This window comes from Halomonas sp., assembly GCF_034520545.1.
GTDB lineage: Bacteria > Pseudomonadota > Gammaproteobacteria > Pseudomonadales > Halomonadaceae > Halomonas.
Genome location: NZ_JAXHNN010000003.1, coordinates 161,202 through 176,757 on the forward strand (window position 1 = coordinate 161,202; position 15,556 = coordinate 176,757).

The window sequence follows — 15,556 nt, forward strand, 5'->3', positions numbered from 1 at the left end:
TGAGCATGAGCGAACAGAGCGTGAGCAAAGGCTTTACCCTGAGCCTCGATGGCGTCGACGTGAGTGCCACCCCGGGCGAGACCCTCTGGCAGGTGGCCAAGCGCGCCGGCGAGACCATTCCGCACCTGTGCTTCAAGGATGCGCCGGGCTACCGCAGTGACGGCAACTGTCGCGCCTGCATGGTGGAGGTCGAGGGCGAGCGCGTGCTGGCGGCGAGCTGCCTGCGCGAGGCGAAGGCCGGGATGGTGGTCAAGAGTGCCAGCTCCGAGCGTGCCCGGGTGGCGCGCGAGAGCGTCATGGAACTGCTGGTCGCCGACCAGCCCGAGCGCGACGCCGGCCCCGACCGCTCCAGCCACTTCTGGGCCATGGCCGATCGACTGGCCATCGATGCCACTGCGGTGCGCCAGCGGCTGCCGTCACGGGCCGAACGTGCCGCGCCCACGGTGCACCATGTCGCCGAGCGGTCGGCCTCGCTGCCCCATGCCGACGGCCATGACGCCAGCCACTCGGCGATGAACGTCAACCTCGATGCCTGCATCGAGTGCAACCTCTGCGTGCGCGCCTGCCGTGAGGTCCAGGGCAACGACGTCATCGGCCTGGCCCACCGCGGTGCCGCCTCGAAAATCGTCTTCGACTTCGATGATCCCATGGGCGACAGCACCTGCGTGGCCTGCGGCGAGTGTGTCCAGGCCTGCCCCACCGGCGCGCTGATGCCGGCGACTTTGGTCGACGAAAAGGGCCGTGGTGACTCCAAGATCGCCGATCGTACCGTCGACTCGGTCTGCCCCTACTGCGGCGTGGGCTGCCAGCTTACCTACCACATCAAGGATGATGTGCCACAGGGTGAGGAGCGCTGGGGACAGGGCGAAGGGGAGGTCCGAGGACCAGGGATGGCCGAGGTAGCCTCCAGGGAAGGACTCGTAGCGCCTCCCCGCAGCCCTGTCCCCGGATCAGCTCCGGGATCGGGACGCATTATGTTTGTCACCGGCAGGAACGGGCCCTCCAACCAGAACCGGCTGTGCGTCAAGGGGCGCTTCGGCTTCGACTACCCTTACCACCCCGCACGCCTCACCCGGCCGTTGATCCGCCGGCCCGGCGTGCCCAAGGGGCTCGACCCCGACTTCGACCCGGCCCAGCCGCTGACCCATTTTCGCGAGGCGAGCTGGGAGGAGGCGCTGGAGTTCGCCGCCGATGGCCTGAAGTCACTCAAGGCGGCCTCTGGCCCCGAGGCGCTGGCCGGTTTCGGCAGCGCCAAGTGTTCCAACGAGGAGGCCTGGCTGTTCCAGAAGCTGGTGCGTACCGGCTTCGGCTCCAACCACGTCGACCACTGCACCCGGCTCTGTCATGCCAGCTCCGTGGCGGCGCTGATGGAGTGCATCGGCTCGGGGGCCGTGACGGCGTCGTTCATGCAGGCCCTTCAGGCCGACGTGGTGATCCTCACCGGCTGCAATCCGGCGATCAACCACCCGGTAGCGGCCACCTACTTCAAGCAGGCGGCACGCAACGGCACCAAGCTGATCATCCTCGACCCCCGCGGCCAGGCGCTGGATGTCTACGCCCATCGCAGCGTGCGCTTCACCCCCGGCGGCGACGTCTCGCTCTACAACGCCATGCTCAACGTGATCGTCGGCGAGGGACTCTATGACCAGGCCTATATCGACGCCCACACCGAGGGTTTCGAGGCGCTCAAGGCCCACGTGCACGACCTGACCCCCGAGGCGATGTCGCCGGCCTGTGGCGTCGCGCCCGACCAGATCCGTGAGCTCGCCCGCCTCTATGCCAACGCCGACAAGGCGATGATCTTCTGGGGCATGGGCATCTCGCAGCACGTCCACGGCACCGACAATGCCCGCTGCCTGATCTCGCTGGCGCTGGCCTGCGGCCACACCGGTCGCCCCGGCACGGGCCTGCACCCGCTGCGCGGCCAGAACAACGTTCAGGGCGCCTCCGATGCCGGCATGATCCCCATGGTGCTGCCCGACTACCAGCCGGTGACCGACGCCCAGGTACGCGCCGCCTTCGAGGAGCTCTGGAACACCCCGCTCGACCCGACTCCGGGGCTCACCGTGGTGGAGATCATGGACGCCATCGCGGCCGGAACCATCAAGGGCATGTATATCCTCGGCGAGAACCCGGCGATGTCCGACCCGGACCTAGACCATGCACGCAAGGCCCTGGCCCGGCTCGAGCATGTGGTGGTGCAGGATCTGTTCGTTACCGAGACCGCTCAGTTCGCCGATGTCATCCTGCCCGCCTCGGCTTGGCCAGAGAAGGATGGCAGCGTCACCAACACCAACCGCCAGGTACAGCTGGGGCGCGCCGCCGTCCCGCTCCCCGGGGAGGCCAAGCCCGACTGGTGGATCATCCAGCAGATCGCCACGCGTCTGGGCCTGGACTGGCAGTACACGCACCCGAGCGAGGTGTTCGCCGAGATGAAGCAGGGGATGGCGTCGCTGGACCATATCAGCTGGGAGCGCCTGGAACGCGAGAGCTCGGTGACCTATCCCTGCCCGGCCGACGACGCCCCCGGCGCCGACGTGGTCTTCGGCGACGCTTTCCCGCGTGCCGGAGGGCGGGCCAAGTTCACCCCGACTCGGCCGCTGCCGCCGGACGAGCCCATCGACGGCGACTACCCCACGGTGCTGATCACCGGTCGTCAGCTGGAGCATTGGCACACCGGTTCCATGACCCGTCGCAGTCGGGTGCTCGATGACCTCGAGCCCGAACCGGTGGCGAGCCTGGCCCCGGCCGAGCTGGTGCGCCTGCGCCTGGCACAGGGCGAGCCGATCACCATCACCACCCGGCGGGGGGACATTACCCTGAAGGCGCGAGTCGATCCGCTGATGGCGGAGGGGATGGTGTTCGTGCCTTTCTGCTACGTGGAGGCCGCGGCCAACCTGTTGACCAACCCGGCGCTCGACCCCGACGGCAAGATCCCCGAGTTCAAGTATGCCGCCTGCCGGTTGGAGCGCGCGGCGGCAGCACTGGTGGAAGATGACTGAGGAGGAGGGCCGCGCATGATGATCGTCGAACTGATCGATGGCGATGATTTCCGTGATCGCCTGGTGGCGTTGGGTCTCGAGGCGCCGCCGGGGGCGAGCCCGGAGGTGTGTGCCGAACGTGCCGCCGCTGCCTACGCCGTTGGCGAGTTGGCCGGGCTGCCTGGTCTGGTCGACGACCTGTTGCGTCAGCGCGACGTGGTACTTCCGGCCGTGCGTGACGCTATCGCCACTCGGCTCCTGCCGGCACTGGGTCGGTAGTGAGCGGGACGCCTGTCCAGGCGACTGCGTCCCGCTATCGGCTCTAAAGCCTCTTGATCACGACATGGCAGCCGGCCAGCAGCATAGTGCTCGACCGGCGTCATGGGTAGCGGGCCTCGTGAGCCCCAGTGGTCAGACGTTGGAGTCGGGGAAGGCGGCCTTGCGCTGGGCCATGTAGGCGAGCAGGGCCTCGTCGATCGCCGAGTCCAGGGGCGGGGCTTCGTACTCGGAGAGCAGTTTCTTCCAGCGCGCGTTGGCACGCTGGGCCATGTCCAGTCGGCCGTCGGCGTCCCACTGCTCGAAGCTGTTGTTGTCGGTGATCGGCGAGAGGTAGAAGGCATCCTTGAAGTTGGCCTGGGTGTGGGCGCAGCCCAGGAAGTGCTTGCCGGGCCCGACCTCGCGGATGGCATCCATGGCCTGGCCGTTTTCCGAGAGGTCGACGCCCTTGAGCATGGTCTGCATCATGCCGGTCTGGTCGGCATCCATGACGAATTTCTCGTAACCCATCGCCAGCCCGCCCTCCAGCCAGCCCGCCGAGTGCAGCGCGAAGTTGACACCGCCCAGAGTGGTCGGCAGCAGGGTATTGGCGCTTTCGCTGGCGGCCTGGGCGTCAGGCAGTTTGGAGGCGGTGAATGAACCACCGGAGCGGAAGGGTACGCCGAGGCGGCGAGACAGGTTGGCCATCACGTAGAGCACCAGCGCCGGCTCCGGCGTGCCGAAGGTGGGCGCGCCAGACTGCATCGACATGGAACTGGCGAAGCTGCCCATCACCACCGGCGCACCCGGGTTCACCAGCTGCACGAAGGCCATACCCGCCATGGCCTCGGCCAGGGTCTGGGCGGCGGTGCCGGCCACGGTCACCGGCGACATGGCCCCGGCCAGGATGAAGGGGGTGATGATGCACGCCTGGTTGGCCCGTGCGTAAACCTTGGCGGCTCCCAGCATGGTGTCGTCGAAGGTCATCGGCGAGTTGGCATTGATCAGGCTGATCACGCAGGTGCGCGGCTTGCCGGTGTCGGGATCGATCCAGCGATCACCGAACAGGATCCTGGCCATCTCCACCGTGTCATGAGCGCGGTCGGGGTGCGTCACCGAGCCCATGAAGCACTTGTCGGAATACTTCATGTGGCTGTAGATCATGTCGAAGTGGCGCTTGTTGACCGGCAGGTCGACCGGTTCGCAGATCGTGCCGCCTGAGTGGTGGAGGCTCGGCGACTGATAGGCGAGCTTGACGAAGTTTTGGAAGTCCTCGAGCGTGCCGTAGCGGCGTCCTTGGTCGATGTCGTAGACGAAAGGGCAGCCGTAGGCGGGCACATAGACGGTGTGTGGTCCGCCGATCTCCACGTTGCGTTCCGGATTGCGCGCCTGCTGGGTGAACTGACGCGGGGCGCTGGCCTGGATCAGCTGTCGGCAGAGGCCGCGGGGGATGCGTATCCGTTCGCCCTGCACGTCGGCGCCGGCATCGCGCCAGATCTGCAACGCTTCCTCGTCGTCACGAAAGTCGATGCCCACCTCCTCGAGGATGGTATCGGCGTTGTCCTCGATGAGCGCCAGTCCCGCGTCGTCGACTATCTCGAAGTAGGGAATCCGGCGGGTAGCGTAGGGCAGTGCCGCGGCCTGAGCGGCACCCTGGGCGCTGCGGCGGCCACCGCCGGCTCGGGTACGTCGGCGAGTGTTGGGGGCAGTCATGGTGGTCTCCCTCTTGTTGGTCATGACAGCTGCTGTGATCTCTTCACGCAGTCGGGCGGCCCGCGCCTTTCCGTCGATCTGGACAGGCATGAGGTGTCTCCTTCCGTCAACGGAATACGACGGTCTTGTTGCCGTTGGCAAACACGCGATGCTCCAGATGGAACCTGACGGCGCGCGACAGGGCCATGTTCTCGGCGTCGCGTCCGACGGCAGACAGTTGAGCCGGGCTATAGGTGTGATCCACGCGCTCGACGATCTGTTCGATGATCGGGCCCTCGTCGAGGTCGGTGGTGACGTAGTGGGCGGTGGCGCCGATCAGCTTGACCCCCCGTTCGAAGGCCTGGTGATAGGGCTTGGCGCCTTTAAAGCCGGGCAGGAAGGAGTGGTGGATATTGATGGCACGTCCCGCCAGTTGCTCGCAAAGACGGGAAGAAAGAATTTGCATGTAGCGGGCCAGCACAACCAGTTCGGCACCGGTTTCCTCGACAATCTCCAGCAACCTTCTTTCTTGATCGTTCTTGGTCTCCGGCGTCACCGGTAAATGATAGAAGGGAATCTCGTACCAATCCGCCAACCTCTGGAGGTCAGGATGATTGGAGACGATGGCCGGAATCTGCATCTTGATCTCCCCTGTGCGTTTTCGATACAGGAGGTCATCGAGGCAGTGGTCGAACTTCGACACCATGATAAGCACCTTCGGCGGGGTGAGGGTGTCGTGTATGTCCCACTCCATGCCGTCTATTTCGGCAACGCCATTACCAAAGGCTTCCTTTAGCTCTTCCAGTGGCGGAGTAACATGCGGCGTGGAGGAAAAGACGCATCGAACATAGAAGTTGCCGGTATCAATCTCGTCGAACTGGGCCATCTCCATAATGTAACAGTTCCGGTCAGCCATGAATGTGCTGAGGCGAGAAACGGTGCCGATGGCGCCTCGGCAGCTCGCCTTTAGCACATATATGTTCTTCCCTTCGGTCATTGCGGACATGGCTATTCTCGCTGGATTGATTGTTGTTGCGGACTTCTGGGCAATGTACTCCGACCATGCCCGGGCACATGTCTGGAGGCGACGCAGAACGTCGTTGCCGCGACCAGGCAAATAACATTGGGTTTTTTTATAAAAATCATATAAATCAATCAACTACCAAACTTCGCTGTGGGTGAGGTGGCAGAGTTAATGGGATGACGTTTCTCGGCATGTATGCGTCGCTTGGACGGATGTTGCTTGTTCGCGGTGCGCCTACCTTGTAATCGCAACCATCACCCTTGTCGTGATGGCACGACATGACAGGGAGCGGAGTGCGATGACAGAACAGTACAATGAAGACGAAGACTTCGATCTCAACGACTTGCCGGATGATGAACTGATCGAGCAGATGCATGACGATCTGTACAACGGACTGCGCGAAGAGGTGGTCGAAGGAACCGAGCTCCTGCTGGCGCGCAGCTGGAGTGCCGACCGGGTGCTCGACGAGGCACTGGTGGGTGGCATGGCCATCGTCGGGGTCGATTTCCGTGATGGCATTCTCTTCGTCCCCGAGGTGCTGCTTGCGGCCAACTCCATGAAAGGCGGTATGGAGGTGCTGCGCCCTCTACTTGCCCAGTCTGGCTCGGAGACCATCGGCAAGATCGTCATCGGCACGGTCAAGGGCGATATTCATGATATCGGCAAGAACCTCGTATCGATGATGATGGAGGGTGCAGGGTTCGAGGTAGTCGACATCGGTATCAATATCCCGGTGGAGACTTACCTCGAAGCATTGGAGACGCACAAGCCGGACATTCTAGGTATGTCGGCGCTGCTGACTACCACCATGCCTTACATGAAAGTCGTCATTGACACGCTGGTCGAAAAAGGCCTTCGCGACGACATTATCATCATGGTGGGTGGTGCCCCACTCAATGAGGAATTTGGCCGGGCCATCGGCGCCGATGCCTATTGCCGTGATGCTGGCGTGGCCGTCGATATGGCCAAAGAGCTCATTGCACAGCGTCGCGCTTCCTGACACCCGGAGGTCTGCCGATGTTGTCCGTTCTGATCATCGCCTGCGGGGCCCTTTCCAGGGAGATCAAGGCCCTGATCCGTGCCAATGGCTGGCGCAATGTCCGCCTGGAGTGCCTGCCAGCGGATCTCCACAATCGCCCAGAACGGATTCCTGCTGCCGTGGCGGAAAAACTGGAAATGGCGTCACACGATCAGCGCATTCTTGTCGCCTATGGCGACTGCGGGACTGGGGGGCAATTGGACGCCGTGCTGGCGGCCTACGGTGTCGAACGGTTGCCGGGAGCGCACTGCTACGACGCCTATGCCGGGGAGTCGGTGATGGCAGCGCTCGGCGAACATGAACCGGGCACTTTCTATCTGACCGATTTCCTGGTGCGCCACTTTGATCGGCTGGTCATTCAGGAGCTAGGCATCGCGCGCCATCCGGAGCTTGTCAGCGTCTATTTCGGCCATTATCGCCGTCTCGTCTATCTGTCACAGCGCCGCGATCCCGTCCTCGAGGCCCAAGCGCGTCGCGCGGCGGATCGGCTGGGGTTGGCCTACGAGTCGCACTACACCGGCTATGGGAGTCTGGAGACCAGCCTGGTGCGACTGATCGAGCCGGTCGACACGGCGAGCATCGAGGAGGCCACATGGGCACATTGAGCATCGTCAGCTGGCGAGACATTCCCGCCCAGGTGATCGCCAAGCAGGGACGCAAGACCGCCAAGGTGCTGCTGTCACCGCGCTTCCAGCACGCTATCGATCGCGCGGCCATGCGTGCCGGCAAGGGCGGTTCGGAGGCCTATCTGGCCGACTGGCAGCGCAGCGCGCCCCGTGAGTGTGGCGGCGACCTGCAGGCGCAGGCCGAAGCTGAAGCGGCGCGCCTCGAAGCATGCTTCGACGACGAGGCGCTCAAGCGGCTGGTGCGTCAGAAGGGGCTGGCTGAGCCCGCTTGAGCGACCTCGGCATCAGTCGTACCACGACAATGACCATGACCGATGTGACGAGAAGGCTACGTCGGTCAAGGAGGTAGAGGATGTACAAGGTGAGGCGCTGGGTGGTTCGACACGCCCGACTGTTCGAGAGGGTGTACCGAGGCTTCGAACCGTTGCTGATAAGGCTCCACCCTTTCTGGCGTCGTATTGGCTACGCGCGGGCCGAAGCGCCGGTCAAGGCCGTCGAAAAACGCGTCAAGGGGTTTCTCTTCGATTGTCAGATGTGTGGTAAATGCACGCTCTCCGCTACCGGCATGTCGTGCCCGATGAACTGTCCGAAAAACCTGCGCAACGGCCCCTGTGGCGGCGTGCGGGCCAACGGTAACTGCGAGGTCGAGCCGGAAATGCGCTGCGTCTGGGTCGATGCGTGGGAAGGCAGTCGTCGTATGAAGTATGGCGATCGCATCCAGGTGGTGCAGGAGCCGGTGGATTTTCGCCTCAAGGACACCTCCTCCTGGCTGCGCGTGGTGCGTGAGCTGGCCGATCATCCCCGCGAGCGCGCGGATAGCGGAGCCGATGGATAATGAAGTTCGACGACGAGCCCGTGCCGGGCTATTCCCTGCCCATCTTGCCGGGGCATGTCTCGCCCGGGCGTCTGGAGCGCGTGCTGCGCGCCGGCAAGTTCGCCATCACCAGCGAGATCGACCCCCCCGACTCCGCTGATCCGGCCGAGGTGCTCAAGCGTGCGGCGATCTTCGATGGCTATGTGGATGCCATCAACGCCACCGACGGTTCCGGCGCGCACTGTCACATGTCCAGTGTCGGGGTCTGCTCACTGCTCACTCGCGTGGGCTACGCGACCATTCTGCAGATGTCCTGCCGCGACCGGAACCGCATCGCCATGCAGGGCGAGATCCTCGGTGCTGCGGCCATGGGGGCCTGCAACCTGCTGTGTCTCTCCGGCGACGGCGTCCAGGCCGGTGACCACCCCCAGGCCAAGCCGGTGTTCGACCTCGATTCCATGTCGCTCCTGGAAATCGCCCGCGGCATGCGTGACGACTGCCGCTTCCAGAGCGGTCGCAAGATCAGCGTACCGCCGCGGATCTTCCTTGGCGCGGCCGAGAATCCCTTCGTGCCTCCTCTGGAGTGGCGGCCGCACCGGCTCGCCAAGAAGGCGGCTGCCGGCGCGCAGTTCATCCAGACCCAGTACTGCTTCGACATTCCCCGGCTGCGCGACTTCATGCTCAAGGTGAACGACCTGGGGCTGCTCGAAGGGCCGGATCGCGTCTTCATCTTGCCCGGCATCGGGCCGTTGGCGTCGGCGCGCAGCGCCCGCTGGATTCGCGAGAACGTTCCCGGTGTCCATATTCCGGATGCGGTGATCGCTCGTCTCGAGGGGGCCGAGAACCAGAAGGAGGAGGGCAAGCGGCTGTGCATGGATCTGTTGCACCAGATCCGCGAGATTCCCGGGGTCAGCGGTGCCCACATCATGGCCTACCGCCATGAGCACACCGTGGCCGAGATCATCGAGACCACCGGCGTGCTGGAGGGGCGAGTCCCCTGGTATCCGGGACGCGACAATCCGGCCGAGCTCAACCCCGAATCCCCCGATGCGAGGCCCGAAGCGTTCGAGTCCGTCCATGGATGATGGTGCGCCGCCAAGGATGGCTACACCACCGAATCATGTCCGTCCCAACGGCAACGATAGGGATAGACGGTAACAACAAGACACCACCATTGAGGAAGTACCATGACAGACACCGTCATCAGCTCGCACAAGAAGGAAGTCGTGCTCGGCTTCGAGCGGCCCTTCGTGGTCATCGGCGAGCGCATCAATCCGACCGGGCGCAAGCAGTTGGCCGCCGAGATGGCCGCCGGCGACTTCTCCCGTGTGGTCAAGGACGTGGAAGACCAACTGGCACACGGCGCGCATATGCTGGACGTCAACGCCGGCATTCCTCTGGCCGATGAGCCGGCCATCCTGGCCCAGACCATCGAGCTTGTGCAGTCGCTGACCGACGTGCCGTTGTGCATTGACTCATCGATCGTCAAGGCCCTGGAGGCAGGCCTTTCAGTCTACAAGGGCAAGGCGCTGGTCAATTCTGTCACCGGCGAGGACGAGAGCCTCGAGGCGGTGTTGCCGCTGGTCAAGAAGCATGGTGCGGCGGTGGTGGCGATCAGCAACGACGAGACGGGCATCTCCCAGGACCCGGACGTGCGTTTCACCATCGCCAAGAAGATCGTCGAGCGCGCGGCTGACCACGGCATTCCCGCCAGCGATGTGGTGGTCGACCCGCTCGTGATGCCGATCGGTGCCGTGGGCTCGGCGGGTCGCCAGGTGTTTGCCCTGTGCCAGCGCCTGCAGAAGGAACTCAGGGTCAACACCACCTGCGGGGCCTCCAACGTCAGCTTTGGCCTGCCTAACCGCAACGGCATCAACGGCGCCTTCATGAGCATGGCCATCGCCTCGGGGATGACCTCGGCGATTACCAACCCGCTGCACAGCGAGATCATGACCTCGATCATGGGTGCCGACGTGATGATGGGGCACGACCCCGACTGCATGCGCTGGATCCAGAAGTTCCGCGAGCCACCGGCCGTGGGTGCGGACGGTGTCGAGGGACGCGGCCGGCGCCAGACCCGCCGCCGGCGTGCCGTCACCTGAGGCTGGATTGTCGCATGACCACTAACAACGAATGACCGACGCGCCTCCTGGGAGGCGCCGTCGTCCCATGATGAATCCCCGGCGGACGGAGGTCCCCATGCCCGATGCTGACGATGCGCTCGTCGTCTTTACACCTTCCGGTCGCCGTGGGCGCTTTCCTTTGGGCACCCCGGTGCTGGAAGCCGCCCGCGCCTTGGGGGTCGATATCGATTCGGTGTGCGGCGGGCGCGGTCTGTGCGGCCGCTGCCAGGTGGATCTCTGCGAGGGCCGCTTTTCCAAGCACGGGGTCGAGTCGTGGCCGGATCACCTCACCGCCAAGAGCCACACCGAGCAGGCATGGGAGACGCGCCGTGGTCCACTGCGTGACGGTCGACGGCTCAGTTGCTCAACCCAGCTGCTGGGTGACGCCGTGATCGACGTGCCGTCCTCGAGCCAGGTGCACCGCCAGATCATACGCAAGCGGGCCGAAGTGCTCGATATCGAGCTCGACCCCATCGTGCGGCTCTACTACGTGGAAGTGCAGGAGCCGGACATGCACGTGCCCGCCTCGGACCTGCGGCGACTCAAGGATGCTCTGGCGCATGAGTGGCACCTGATTGAGCTGGATAACGATATCCGTGTCGTCCAGCAACTGCAGGCGGCGCTGAGAAAGGGCGGCTGGGGCGTGACGGTGGCGGTCTACGACGACCGGCGCATCATCGGCGTGTGGTCGGGTTTCCAGGAGCAGATCTACGGCATGGCGGTGGATGTGGGGTCTACGACCATCGCCGCCCACCTGTGCAACCTGCAGACTGGCGTGGTGGTTGCCTCTTCGGGGCGCATGAACCCGCAGATCCGCTTCGGCGAGGACCTGATGAGCCGGGTCTCCTATATCATGATGAACCCTGGTGGCGAGCTGGCCATGACGCGCTCGGTGCGCGATGCCCTGAACGAACTCACCGTGGAGTTGGCCGCTGAGGCGGGCGTACACGTGGATGCTATCCTCGAGGCCACTTTCGTCGGCAACCCGATCATGCAGAGCCTGGTGTTCGGCATCAATCCGGTGGAGCTGGGCGGGGCGCCCTTCGCGCTAGCCACCGACGAGGCGATCGACGGGCTGTGGGCCACCGAGATGGATCTGATCATTCATCCTAATGCCAGGGTCTATGGTCTGCCGTGCATCGCCGGGCACGTGGGTGCCGACACCGCCGGCATGATCCTTTCCGAGACGCCCTACCTGGGCGAGGAGCTGATGCTGCTGGTCGACGTGGGCACCAACGCCGAGATCGTGCTGGGTAATCGCCATCGGCTGCTGGCCTGCTCCAGTCCCACCGGTCCGGCCTTCGAGGGCGCCCAGATCAGCGGCGGGCAGCGGGCAGCATCCGGCGCCATCGAACGTGTACGTATCAACCCGCTGACGCTGGAGCCGCGCTACAAGGTGATTGGTTGCGAACAGTGGTCCGATGAGGCGGGCTTCGATGAGGGTGTGGCACCTTATGGGGTCACGGGTATCTGTGGCTCGGGCATCATCGAGGTAATCGCCGAGATGTACCTGGCCGGCATCATCAGCCAGGATGGCGTCGTGCAGGGCAGCCTGTCCTCGCGCAGCGAGCGAGTTGTGGCAGACGGGCGTACTTTTTCCTACGTGCTGCACCGCGACGACAGCCGTACCCTGGCCATTACCCAGAATGACATCCGCGCCATTCAATTGGCCAAGGCGGCGCTCTACGCTGGCATCCGCCTGCTGATGGAACAGCTTGGCACCGAACGCGTCGACCGCATTCGTCTCGCCGGAGCCTTTGGTGCTCACATCGACGTCAAGTACGCCATGATCCTGGGGCTGATCCCTGACTGCGATCTGGATTACGTCACGTCAGCCGGCAATGCCGCCGGTACGGGGGCGCGCATTGCCCTGCTCAGCCGCAAGGCACGCCGCGAGATAGAGGAAGTGGTACGTCGTGTCGAGAAGGTCGAGACGGCCACCGAGCCGCGCTTCCAAGAGCACTTCGTGAGCGCCATGGCGATTCCCCACAAGTCCGATCCCTTCCCTTTGCTGCGCGAGCACGTCTCTCTGCCCTTGGGCGTGCCCGCAGAAAGCCTCGCCCGCCGCTCTTCCAGACGCCGGCGCGCGCCGTCTTCCCTTTCTCCCTGAGCGCACAAGATCGGGCCCCGCGCGATGGCGGGGCCGATGTGACGGTGGTGGCTTGCCTCAGCCTTCTACCGCCTTCAGATGCGGGGCGGTATGGCCGAGATTCTCCAACAAGCTCTCGCTGTACCAGTCGATAAAGTCGATCACCCCGAACTCGTATGTCTCCGAGTAGGGGCCGGGCTCGTAGCCCCTGGAGTTGATCCCGCGCTGGTTCTCTTCCGCCAGGCGGCGATCCTGCTCGTTGGTGGCGTCCCAGACACGGCGCATATGGGTCGCGTCGTAATCGACGCCCTCCACGGCATCCTTGTGGACCAGCCATTTGGTGGTCACCACCGTCTGCTGGGGCCCGAGCGGCATCACGCGGAACACCACCGCGTGGTCGCCCATGAAGTGGTTCCAGGAATTGGGCAGATGGAGAATGCGCAAGGCGCCCACGTCGGCACTGGGGAGGCGCCCCATCAGCTTGCGGCAGGCCGGCCGGCCATCGACGGTCATCGAGACCGTACCTTCCAGCATCGGCGTGCGTGTCAGACGGTTGCGCTTGCTGAGGCGCTTGAGCGCCCAGGGCACGCCCATTGCATCCCACTGCTGCTGCTTGCGCGCCACCAGTGCCTTGTAAGCCGACGTGGCGCGCGGGTCCTCGCTGTCGTCGAACTCCTGCAGCGAGTTGAGCAGCTCGGGGTGAGCGCCGTTGCAGTGGTAGCACTCGCGATTGTTCTCGATCACCAGCTTCCAGTTGGCCTGCTCGACGATGCTGGATTCCACCGCCACCTTGACGTTGTCCATGTCGTAAGGCGCGAGGTAGTGCTCGAGACTCTCGAGGAAGTCGTCAATGGCCGGCGGCGTCTCGGCCAGGCTGACGAAGATGTAGCCGCCGGCACTTCGCACGTTAACGGGTTTGAGTCCGTAGGCCGCGAGGTCGAAGTTGGCGCCCATGTCGCTTCCGGCGAACAGCAGACGCCCGTCCAGCTCATAGGTCCACTGGTGATAGGGGCAGACCAGCTTGGCGACCTTGCCCTTGTCATGGATGCAGAGCCGGGAGCCGCGATGGCGACACACGTTGTGGAAGGCATGAATCTTGCCACCATCGCCCCGCACGATGATCACCGGGTTGTCACCCACATCCAGGGTCATGTAGTTGCCCTTGGCGGGAATCTCGCAGGTCATCCCGGCGAATAACCACTCCTTTTCGAAGATCTCCTGCATGTCCAGCGCGAACAACCGGGCATCGTTGTAGAAGGGCTGGGGCAACGAAAAATGCCGACGGCGCTGGGTCAGCATGTCGGCGGTGGCCTCTCGGGCCGGTGCCAGAGGGTCATCCAGGCGAGCGGGAGTTAGGGGGTCCATAGCGATACGTCCTCATGCAGGGCCGCTCGAACGGCCTCGGGGTTGTTCGGGGAAAACAGGGATCTTGTGGATGGCCGCTCACGGGCGATGAAGGTGGCGGATGGCGGCGAGTGTGGATCAGAGGCTCGGGTGGCAGTTGTCTGGCCACGACGCCCGGTGATGCGGCAACGACGCGACTCCCAATAAGAGACCCTCGGGCCGGAGGCCATGGGCATGTCCGTGTCGCTGGCAGGCAAGTCGTGAGACATCACCCTGCGCAGAATGCGCACAACGGCAAGCGAGAGTATCGCAGCCGGATACCCTCATGCTGCAGCCCGGGCGATACGATAATGACAATGAGCTTTCTCAATCCCGTCACGACCCAGACCTGGACCAACGGCCGCCATCTGGTGCGCTGCGTCAAGGTGATCCAGGAAACCTGGGATACCCGCACTTTCTGCTTCATGGCCGAGCAGCCCGTGTTGTTCTTCTTCAAGCCCGGGCAGTTCGTGACGCTGGAGCTGGAGATAGAGGGCCAGCCGGTGATGCGCTCCTACACCATCTCCAGCTCGCCGTCCGTCCCCTATAGCTTTTCGATCACCGTCAAGCGTATTCCCGGAGGGCTGGTCTCCAACTGGCTGCACGACAACCTGGGGGTCAACGACGAGCTGGCCGTTCATGGGCCGGTCGGCAACTTCAACGTCATCGACTATCCCGCCGAAAAGGTGCTGATGCTCTCCGGCGGTGTCGGCATCACGCCGCTGATGTCGATGGCCCGCTGGTTCTTCGATACCAATGCGGCCGTGGATCTGCAGTTCGTGCACAGCGCGCGCACGCCGCGCGACATCATCTTCCACCGTGAACTCGAGCATATCTTCTCGCGGATCCCCGAGTTTGGCCTGCATATCGTATGCGAGCGCAGCGACCAGCTGGGCGATGCCTGGGCTGGCTTTCGCGGCTATCTCGGCCTGCCGATGCTCGAATTGATGGTGACGGACTTCATGGAGCGCGAGATCTTCTGCTGCGGTCCCACACCCTACATGGAGGCCATCAAGGCGTTGCTCCGGGGCAAGGGCTTCGACATGGCGCACTACCACGAGGAGTCGTTCGGCGCCACGCCACTGGCGGTTCAGGAGGAGGTGATCGAGCACGTCGAACAGGCCGAGGCGGAGGCCGAGGAGCTCGATGTCGCGGACATGATCAGCGTCGAGTTCCGCCAGTCCGGCAAGAGCGTGCGCATCCAGCCGGGCGACACGGTGCACACCGCCGCGGCCAAGCTGGGCCTGCATATTCCCAAGGCCTGCGGCATGGGGATCTGCGGGACCTGTCGGGTACCGCTAGCTGCCGGGCAGGTCGACATGGAGCACAACGGTGGCATCACCGATGAGGATGTGGCGGAGGGTTATATCCTCTCCTGCTGCAGCAAGCCGCTGGGCGATGTGGTGGTGGAGTATTGATCGGGCCTCGGCCTGTCAGGTTGCCCCCGTGGCGGCACTTAACCCTTATTCCGAGCGCCTGTCTCGCGCAATGACGGCGGCGTCGTTTCCAGAATACGTCGCGCGTCGCTTT

General features: G+C 64.1%; 13 protein-coding genes. 10 read left to right on the forward strand and 3 right to left on the reverse strand.

The genetic code is table 11. The features are described from left to right. Positions 1-5: 5 nt before the first annotated feature. Both fdhF and U5L98_RS02770 read left to right on the forward strand, forming a co-directional pair. On the forward strand, positions 6-3,002 hold the full coding sequence (gene fdhF, locus U5L98_RS02765) for a formate dehydrogenase subunit alpha (protein ID WP_322556817.1): 2,997 nt from the start codon (positions 6-8) through the stop codon (positions 3,000-3,002). 15 nt (positions 3,003-3,017) lie between these two features. After that, the gene (locus tag U5L98_RS02770) at positions 3,018-3,260 is read left to right on the forward strand and encodes a hypothetical protein (protein ID WP_322556818.1); all 243 of its coding nucleotides are present in this window, start codon (positions 3,018-3,020) and stop codon (positions 3,258-3,260) included. 132 nt (positions 3,261-3,392) lie between these two features. On the opposite strand, the gene U5L98_RS02775 is transcribed toward U5L98_RS02770, so the two are convergent. Next, entirely contained in the window at positions 3,393-4,949 is a 1,557-nt protein-coding gene (locus tag U5L98_RS02775) for a trimethylamine methyltransferase family protein (protein WP_322556819.1), read from the reverse strand. Positions 4,950-5,055: 106 nt separating this feature from the next. Beyond that, a complete protein-coding gene (gene purU / locus U5L98_RS02780) occupies positions 5,056-5,934 on the reverse strand; it encodes a formyltetrahydrofolate deformylase (protein WP_322556820.1) in 879 nt (292 codons plus the stop codon). A 316-nt stretch (positions 5,935-6,250) separates the two neighbouring features. Here purU and U5L98_RS02785 point away from each other — a divergent pair, with 316 nt between their 5' ends. The 7 genes from U5L98_RS02785 to U5L98_RS02815 all read left to right on the forward strand — a co-directional run bounded on the left by U5L98_RS02785 (position 6,251) and on the right by U5L98_RS02815 (position 12,664). Continuing rightward, positions 6,251-6,952: a corrinoid protein gene (locus U5L98_RS02785; protein ID WP_322556821.1), complete on the forward strand. Its 702-nt coding sequence runs from the start codon at positions 6,251-6,253 to the stop codon at positions 6,950-6,952. Between the two features lie 17 nt (positions 6,953-6,969). Next, positions 6,970-7,596 carry a DUF1638 domain-containing protein gene (locus U5L98_RS02790; RefSeq protein ID WP_322556822.1) on the forward strand — a complete coding sequence of 209 codons (627 nt, stop codon included), beginning with the start codon at positions 6,970-6,972 and terminating at the stop codon, positions 7,594-7,596. Next, positions 7,584-7,889 (forward strand): virulence factor, encoded by a 306-nt coding sequence (locus tag U5L98_RS02795; RefSeq protein ID WP_322556823.1) that lies wholly within the window; start codon positions 7,584-7,586, stop codon positions 7,887-7,889. Before U5L98_RS02790 ends, U5L98_RS02795 begins: the two co-directional genes overlap by 13 nt. Before the next feature lie 80 nt (positions 7,890-7,969). After that, positions 7,970-8,452 carry a methylenetetrahydrofolate reductase C-terminal domain-containing protein gene (locus tag U5L98_RS02800; RefSeq protein WP_322556824.1) on the forward strand — a complete coding sequence of 161 codons (483 nt, stop codon included), beginning with the start codon at positions 7,970-7,972 and terminating at the stop codon, positions 8,450-8,452. Further along, complete coding sequence (locus U5L98_RS02805; RefSeq protein ID WP_322556825.1) at positions 8,452-9,516, forward strand: methylenetetrahydrofolate reductase; 1,065 nt, start codon at positions 8,452-8,454, stop codon at positions 9,514-9,516. Before U5L98_RS02800 ends, U5L98_RS02805 begins: the two co-directional genes overlap by 1 nt. Before the next feature lie 102 nt (positions 9,517-9,618). After that, positions 9,619-10,533, forward strand: a complete 915-nt coding sequence (locus tag U5L98_RS02810) for a dihydropteroate synthase (RefSeq protein ID WP_322556826.1) — start codon at positions 9,619-9,621, stop codon at positions 10,531-10,533. Between the two features lie 97 nt (positions 10,534-10,630). After that, complete coding sequence (locus U5L98_RS02815) at positions 10,631-12,664, forward strand: ASKHA domain-containing protein (RefSeq protein ID WP_322556827.1); 2,034 nt, start codon at positions 10,631-10,633, stop codon at positions 12,662-12,664. 57 nt (positions 12,665-12,721) lie between these two features. Here U5L98_RS02815 and U5L98_RS02820 read toward each other — a convergent pair whose 3' ends face one another. Beyond that, positions 12,722-14,008, reverse strand: coding sequence for an aromatic ring-hydroxylating dioxygenase subunit alpha (locus U5L98_RS02820; protein WP_322556828.1), 1,287 nt, complete (start codon positions 14,006-14,008; stop codon positions 12,722-12,724). Positions 14,009-14,337: 329 nt separating this feature from the next. Here U5L98_RS02820 and U5L98_RS02825 point away from each other — a divergent pair, with 329 nt between their 5' ends. Next, positions 14,338-15,444, forward strand: a complete 1,107-nt coding sequence (locus tag U5L98_RS02825; RefSeq protein ID WP_322556829.1) for a hybrid-cluster NAD(P)-dependent oxidoreductase — start codon at positions 14,338-14,340, stop codon at positions 15,442-15,444. Positions 15,445-15,556 lie beyond the last annotated feature (112 nt).